Genomic DNA, 7,249 nt, shown 5'->3' on the forward strand with positions numbered 1-7,249 from the left:
GCTCATGGTTTGAAGTTACCGTAAGATAGTGGAGCCTTATTAACAAATATTTAACCCTTTTCTGCATAACCTGCTAACTATAAAGGCTCCACAATAAACAGGTTTCGTCTCCGGGGGGAACCCCCAAGACCGCGCTGCCTCCCCAAGACCGCGCTGCATCGCTTAATAAAAATCTCCCCATCTCCCTATCTCCCCACCCTCTCCTTAATTATGGGTATTCAAGCAGACTTGATATTATTGGCTGTATCTACGCTAATTCGTTAAAATCTCAGAGAGTCATAAAACAGAGGTCGCTTCACAGATGAACCTTGCTGAATATCTGACCAATCCCAAGGTCCTTCAAATACTACTGTTGGTATTACTACCAATATTTACCTGTATTATCGGACTTTTTATAAATCGCTTTGACGAGCAAAAAACTCCCCTTCGGAGAATAATAGTAATTGCTCTATGCACAATTTATGGAATCTTAGGTATTGTAGGACTAAATTTAGTTTTTAAACCATCAGCAGAACAGGGTACGGAGTGGATCCAACAAGTCCAGTTAATTTTAGGTATTGGTTACTTCTTAGCCTTACCTACAATTGGGTATTTATTCAAAACTAGCTCAGTAAAGCAAACTCAAATCCCTAAAAAAATTCCACCGGAAAATTTACAGCGATGGCGCAAGGACTTGCTGGGAGCAATGGCAGCTGAGGTTAACATCCGCCTCGATGACTCCCTGCACAATGACCACTTGATTCAGTTGGTAATGGCAGACAAAACAGAGCAAGTGGCTCGTCCAGAGAAAATTACCGTTAATCCTAGCAATTCTCGTTTATTGTTGGAAGGGTTGCGCAAGTTCTTTCGAGTAACGACAGAATCTGAACCAGGTCAAAAGCTGATTGAGGTATTTAACCAAGAGGATATTGCCGGGAAACTGTTGATTCTTGGTGCCCCCGGTTCTGGAAAAACCACCATGCTGTTGGATTTGGCCAAGGATTTAATTACACGTGCCCAGGAGCAGCCAGACCAACCGATTCCAATTATAGCTGAACTTTCTGATTGGAAAGATGACCAATCCATTGCTGAATGGTTAGCAGCTAATTTAAAGTCTATTGATAATGTGCCCGAAGCCATTACTCAGGAGTGGATTACCACCCGTCAGTTGTTACCTCTTCTGGATGGTTTGGATGAATTGGGCTTAGAGCGGCAGAGGTTATGTGTTCAGGAATTAAATCAGTTTGTCAAACACGTTCCTCAAATTGTGGTCTGCTGTCGTGAAGAAGAGTACAAAGCCGATGAGCAAATTCTAGACATGCGGGGAGCAGTCGGTCTGCAACCTTTGACGGATCAGCAGATAGAAAATTATTTAAAACGGTTAAATTATGACGACCTCTGGCCAGGAATTAAGCAAGATTCAGAGGGATTGCTAGAGTTAGCCAGAATGCCCTTACTCTTGCATTTGATTCCCGTTGCTTATCCCGATGGGTTGAAGCGAGTAGAGAGAGAGTTTAAGGATCCTAAAGCAAAGCAAGACTATCAGAACCAATGCCGTCAAAGGTTATTTCAGGATTACATTGACCGTAAACTAAAGGAATCCCATGACTGTCGAGGTTATTCAGAAGAGGAGACCAGGCGCTGGTTAGGCTGGCTTGCTAAACAATTGAAGGATCGAAAACAAACCGAGTTTTTGATTGAAAAAATGCAGCCGGATATTTTGAATACTTCCCGAGAAAAATGGTTATATAAGCTGAGTTTAGTGCTGATTTTATGGCTGATTTACGGTCTGAGTTTAGGGCTGTTTTTCGGTCTGCTTTCCGGTCTGAGTTTAGGGCTTTTTTTTGATAGTATAGAGCCTTATGAAACTATTACATTTTCATTGCAAAGTTTATGGCAAAAAAGAAAAATAATAATTGAATATCAGATTTTTGGGCTGATTTTCGGGCTGATTTTCGGGCTGATTTTCGGGCTGATTTTCGGGCTGATTTCCGGGCTGATTTCCGGGCTGATTTCCGGGCTGATTTACGGGCTGATTTTCGGGCTGATTTTCGGGCTGATTTACGGGCTGATTTCCGGGCTGAGTGGAGAAGAACTAAAAACCAGAAATAAACCCAATCAGGGGATTAAAGAATCTGCTAAAAATACCGTTATTATTAGTTTAATTAGTTTGCCGGGAAATTTATTATTGTTTGTATTACCTGAGTTAGCCTTGGGAAGGAATGTTGAACTACTCAGTGCATTAACTTCTGGTTTTGGGATGGCAATGTTCTTTGGCTTTTTATTTGCTGGCAGACCTGTCATTCAGCACTTCGTCCTCCGCCTCATTCTCTGGCGCAGTGGTTCAATCCCCAGGGATTACGCCAATTTCCTGAGCTATGCCACAGAACGCCGCTTGATCAAGCAAGTGGGTGGACGCTATCGATTCATCCACGATTTGCTGCGGGAGCACTTTGCGACAACAGGACTTACGCATTTGCCCCCTAAATCCCTCAATTCTGGGGGACTTTGACATCATTAACTCCCTATTATTCAGGACTTACGCATTTGCCCCCTAAATCCCCCAATTCTGGGGGACTTTGACATCATACTACCCAATTCTGATGCTGCTTGCAAATTCGTGAAACCCTTATTCTGCCGTAATCCGCTCCCCTCTCCCAAGGTTGGGAGAGGGGCTGGGGGTGAGGGCTGATGAGGCTTCTTGGTTTGTTAAGAAATATTTCGTTAACAACATCAAAATTAGGGAGCAAGGGGGCAAAAACAATTAAACTCCGTAAGTCCTATTATTCTTGATCCATCCGCAGACTAATATCCAAAAAAATAAGGAATTTAGCATCAGGCATGAGCCGTTTAAGAGGCTGCACATACCTCTTGGCATCACAAAGGTTGTCGAACCGAGCGAAAACCACTGGTGGCATCGGTGGTAATAGCCTCACCAGTACCCATGGGTATAGGCTTTGACGATAGTACATAATAAATGTATCTCCTTCGTAGAACTGGCATCTTGCCAGTTAAGGGGGAACCAGAGCCAGCCTTGGCCCGAGGAAGATCCTTAGGCTGGCTCTTGCCGTTGATTTTAACGGGGACAATTTTATTGTAGCACAAAAATCGCTATATTATAGCATATTTTGAAAAGTTTTGTAAAAAAAATTTTGAGGGAATCGGGAGTCGGGAATCGGGAATCGGGAATCGGGAATCGGGAATCGGGAATCGTCAGAACAGGAGAGAATTCAACGCAAAATTCCCCCTTAACAAAGGAGGAAATTCCACGCAAAAGTCCCCCTTACTAAGGGGGATTTAGGGGGATCCGAATCAGGGATTAACGTTATAATCCTGTTTGGATCAATTCCTCTGCTTTCGAGAGCAGAAGTTTCCGAAAACTGGGGCTAAGTCTAGTCTACGGCTTGGTAAGCATTCAGCGGTCAGCCCTTTGGGTGGTGCGTTACGGGACGGATTTTCCTAACACTGGCTACCAAGAAAATAAGGGCGAGCCCGTCCCTAACGCACCCTACGCAACTGATGATAGCTGATAGCTGATAGCTTAGCTATCAGACTTAGGAATTGCCATCCCATCATGGGGGTTAAATAAATGAATCTTCTCTGGGTCTATAGACAGCCAAATTTCGTCACCTATTCTGACAATTTTATCTGGTGGCACTCTGACCTGAAGAGGGCTAGAGTCTTCAGGGATACTCACCGACAGATAAGTCTCGTTACCTAAGGCTTCCACTAGATCAACGGTAACCACCAAATTTTTGGGGGCAGGAGCACTGATACTCATATGTTCCGGACGAACTCCTAAGGTTAAGGATTGACCATCATACTGGTGCAGTATGGGTTCCCAAACTTCTGGAAGACTCAGGCGGAACTGAGAATTAGACACTATCCGAGGGGCTTTCACCTGAACCGGGATAAAATTCATCGGTGGTGAACCAATGAATTCCGCCACAAACCGGTTAGCGGGTTGATTATATATTTCCAGAGGAGCAGCAATCTGTTGGATGCGACCGTCTTTCATAACCGCGATCCGATCCCCCATAGTCATGGCTTCCGTTTGGTCGTGGGTGACGTAGATCGTAGTTGTACCTAACTGCCGCTGTAGTTTCACAATTTGGCTGCGAGTCTCTGCCCGGAGTTTAGCATCCAAATTAGACAGGGGTTCATCCATTAAAAACACCTGGGGATTACGAGAAATTGCCCGTCCCAGAGCAATCCGTTGTTTTTGTCCCCCAGACAGCTGCTTTGGCAATCGATTCAGCAAGTGTTCTACTTGTAGCAACTTAGCTACTTTGCGAACCTGCTGGTCAATCTTTTTCTCTCGTTCGGACAGGTATCGCAATTCCCGAGGAAGCGATCGCGTCATTGTGGTTAAGACATTTTCCAGATTCGAGCGAACTTCCCCATTCATCATGCCTGTAGCCACAAGCCCTTGCTTGATTTGGGGTGGCAGATTCTTTCCCCAATGCACACTCTTAGAGTTCCCATTAGAGTCTTCTGCCATGTTGAATTGCCCATAGCCAGTTCGTCTGAGTCCAAAGGCAATGTTTTCATAGACACTCAGATGGGGATAGAGGGCATAATTTTGAAACACCATAGCGATGTCTCGTTCTTTGGGTGGTAAATCATTAACTTGTCTGTTCCCCACCCAAATTTTGCCCGCAGTCAATTCCTCTAGTCCAGCAATGATCCGCAATAGAGTACTTTTGCCACAGCCTGAAGGACCAACCAGCACCATAAACTCGCCATCGTTGACTTCCAGATTTATGCGCCGCAAGATATTAAGGGTTTTAGGTGTCTGTGCAGATTTTTCTCCTTCAAGGCTTGGTGACTCTTCGTTCTTTGTCACCTTAGGTTCCGTTGTTACTGGTGCAACAACAGTATCCCCTTTGCGGGCGGGAACACTTTTATAAACGTTTTCCAGAATAACCTGTGCCACGTTGGTCAATATCCAATTACGCTTAATTTTTTCTTTACTGTGATCGTTTCCAACTCTGATGCCGCAATTTTTCCATACTTAGGGTTACCACCCCTAACGTTACCAGAAACAATCCGATAATTTCCTGTAACCCTAAACCTTGTTGAATAATCCCGACGGCTAAGAAGGTAGTTAACACTGGTGCTGTTGACCCGATAATTGCAGCTGGACGCCCACCAATGAGCCTGATGGCAAAGTTTTGCACCAGATAGCTCACTAAGGTTATCACCCCCAACCCCAGACAGGTGAAGTATACAGCCAGTCTTTGGGTGGGTTCAACAAAAAAGCGCCAAGATTGATCTAGGGGAAATGATAAGCTCAGGCTAGAAAATACCAAAATTAATGTAAAATTAATAAAGCTATAAGGAATAGGGTTGAGCTTTCTAGCGCTGACTTGGGTCAGAATAATGTAAACAGCGAAGCTCAAACCCGCACCAGCAGCAGCTATAACTCCCAATGCAGAATAGGGCTGGTTAGCTGCAAGACTAGGCAGGGAAATCAGCAACGCTCCACCCACAACACCAACTATTACTAGAGCACGAACTAGGTGTTGGCGAACTAGATGTGGGCTAAATAGATCTGAGGGAAATAGAGGTGTTCGATTACCAAACAGCAATCCTGTCAAGATTACCGTCACAATAGGATATATAAAAAAAATCGTGATTGCTACCCCTGGTTGAATAAGACCTAATGATAGGTATATTAGCACTTGGGATAAAAATAAAAAGAAGCTACTCGCCACCACCTGGCCAAATAAAGGCAAGTCTCCCGACAGAGCACAATGCCTAATATCTCGCCACACCGATGGGTAGAGTAACCTAGCCACAAATGCCATCAACGGTACTACCACCAGCATCTTTAGCCACAGAATCAGTAGCGAGTTGCCAAAACCAGGAGCCAGTAAGCCTCCCACTTGAACATTCTGTAGACCAAAGAGCCAAGATTGATTAAAGATTACATATATGATTATATTCTGAAACGACAAAATTAGGCAAGACAGTAAGGCCAAAAGCACCCCTATTGAGATTTTTTTTGGGATTTTTACACGACTTTTCTGCGATCGCGTCAGCTGGTGTGGGATAGCTTGATCAGCAGCACTCCTCTGTTTTGGGGATACCATAAGTTTCTTGGTGTTGGCAGGGATAGCAATATAAGCATTACAGTCTTTTATCCTGTATGCTAAAGAGTCGCTCAAAATGAATTGATCATAAACCCATGAATACCACAATCAAGTCTGCCAGTGATTCCAACCAAGGTCTAGAATCGGTAAACACCGCTGATTCCTCTGGCACTGGGCTAACGCGATCGCAATATCAACAAAAAATGCAGCGACGCAAAGAGATACAGGAACAACGCCTAGCTAAAGCTTCCAAACAAAAAGGGCTGATTGTGGTTAACACTGGCAACGGCAAAGGGAAGACCACAGCTGGATTAGGCATGGTCTTGCGATCCCTTGGTCATGGCTACCGAGTTGTAATTGTACAATTTATTAAGGGTGCTTGGGAACCCGCAGAAAAAGCTGCCTTAGAGCACTGGACAGTAGCCACTGAAAACAATCCCCCTCAATTAGAGTTCCATGCCATGGGGGAAGGCTTTACCTGGGAGACTCAAGATCGAGAGCGAGACATCGAAAAAGCCCAATCCGCCTGGGATGCCGCCTTAGGGTTTATCCGTAACCCTGACATTAAGCTAGTGCTATTGGATGAGATTAACATAGCCTTGAAACTCAACTATCTAACCATTGAGCAAGTTTTGGCTGGACTAGACGAAAAACCCACTGATTCCCATGTGATCTTAACCGGTAGGGGAGCACCAGCCGCCCTAATTGAACGAGCTGACCTAGTCACAGAGATGACCTTAGTCAAGCATCCTTTAAAAGAGCAGGGGATTAAGGCACAACCTGGTATTGAATTTTAATCCTGTTATCGAGGGGAGTAGGGGAGAAATTTTTGAACTATTTCTCAACGGTCTACAATCCCCAAGTTTTATGCTTTTAGGCATAGGATAGTTTGTACACCAATAGGATGATCCCAAAAAAATTATGGTGTTTTCTGCAAATCCGGTCGCTCTTCTGGTAGAATTGCGCCCTCAACTGGACAGACTTCCACGCAAATGCCACAGTCAATGCAGCTAGAAAAGTCAATCCAGTACCAGTCACTCCCCAGGGTCACTGGGCAGTTAATTGTCAAAGATGGAGCAGGAGTTTCAGCTAGCACTGCTAGTGAAGGGGACGGGGGAGATGTGAATATTACCACTGGGGAGTTAATCATCTCTGATGGAGCACAAGTTTCAGCT

The 7,249-nt window shown here is 44.6% G+C and carries 7 protein-coding genes and 1 pseudogene; 3 read left to right on the plus strand and 5 right to left on the minus strand.

The genetic code is table 11. The features are described from left to right. The first annotated feature begins 301 nt into the window (after positions 1-301). Positions 302-2,491, plus strand: a complete 2,190-nt coding sequence (locus F6J99_RS38740; RefSeq protein WP_293121327.1) for an NACHT domain-containing protein — start codon at positions 302-304, stop codon at positions 2,489-2,491. Between the two features lie 271 nt (positions 2,492-2,762). Here the strand turns inward: F6J99_RS38740 and F6J99_RS38745 are convergent, their stop codons facing one another. From F6J99_RS38745 to F6J99_RS38760, 4 genes are all read right to left on the minus strand, one after another. Further along, complete coding sequence (locus F6J99_RS38745; RefSeq protein ID WP_293121329.1) at positions 2,763-2,951, minus strand: hypothetical protein; 189 nt, start codon at positions 2,949-2,951, stop codon at positions 2,763-2,765. A gap of 119 nt (positions 2,952-3,070) precedes the next feature. Then, entirely contained in the window at positions 3,071-3,253 is a 183-nt protein-coding gene (locus F6J99_RS38750; RefSeq protein WP_293121331.1) for a hypothetical protein, read from the minus strand. A gap of 267 nt (positions 3,254-3,520) precedes the next feature. Next, positions 3,521-4,915, minus strand: a complete 1,395-nt coding sequence (locus tag F6J99_RS38755) for an ABC transporter ATP-binding protein (protein WP_293121333.1) — start codon at positions 4,913-4,915, stop codon at positions 3,521-3,523. Positions 4,916-4,949: 34 nt separating this feature from the next. Continuing rightward, positions 4,950-6,149: a DMT family transporter gene (locus F6J99_RS38760; RefSeq protein WP_293121335.1), complete on the minus strand. Its 1,200-nt coding sequence runs from the start codon at positions 6,147-6,149 to the stop codon at positions 4,950-4,952. Positions 6,150-6,169: 20 nt separating this feature from the next. On the opposite strand from F6J99_RS38760, the gene cobO reads away from it, so the two are divergent. Next, on the plus strand, positions 6,170-6,871 hold the full coding sequence (gene cobO / locus F6J99_RS38765) for a cob(I)yrinic acid a,c-diamide adenosyltransferase (RefSeq protein WP_293121337.1): 702 nt from the start codon (positions 6,170-6,172) through the stop codon (positions 6,869-6,871). A 122-nt stretch (positions 6,872-6,993) separates the two neighbouring features. On the opposite strand, the pseudogene F6J99_RS38770 reads toward cobO, so the two are convergent. Beyond that, a pseudogene (locus F6J99_RS38770) lies at positions 6,994-7,116 on the minus strand (4Fe-4S binding protein); the annotation flags it as partial. On the opposite strand from F6J99_RS38770, the gene F6J99_RS38775 reads away from it, so the two are divergent. After that, a partial coding sequence (locus F6J99_RS38775; protein WP_293121339.1) for a hypothetical protein occupies positions 7,067-7,249 on the plus strand: 183 nt, incomplete at its 3' end. The pseudogene F6J99_RS38770 and the gene F6J99_RS38775 overlap by 50 nt on opposite strands.

The organism is Moorena sp. SIO4G3 (genome assembly GCF_010692305.1).
GTDB classification, from domain to species: domain Bacteria; phylum Cyanobacteriota; class Cyanobacteriia; order Cyanobacteriales; family Coleofasciculaceae; genus Moorena; species Moorena producens_A.

Excerpts from the sequence above, each read along its gene's own strand:
- F6J99_RS38745 (WP_293121329.1), bottom strand. The coding sequence starts at position 2,951 with ATGTACTATCGTCAAAGCCTATACCCATGGGTACTGGTGAGGCTATTA.
- cobO (WP_293121337.1), top strand. The coding sequence starts at position 6,170 with ATGAATACCACAATCAAGTCTGCCAGTGATTCCAACCAAGGTCTAGAA.
- F6J99_RS38740 (WP_293121327.1), top strand. The coding sequence starts at position 302 with ATGAACCTTGCTGAATATCTGACCAATCCCAAGGTCCTTCAAATACTA.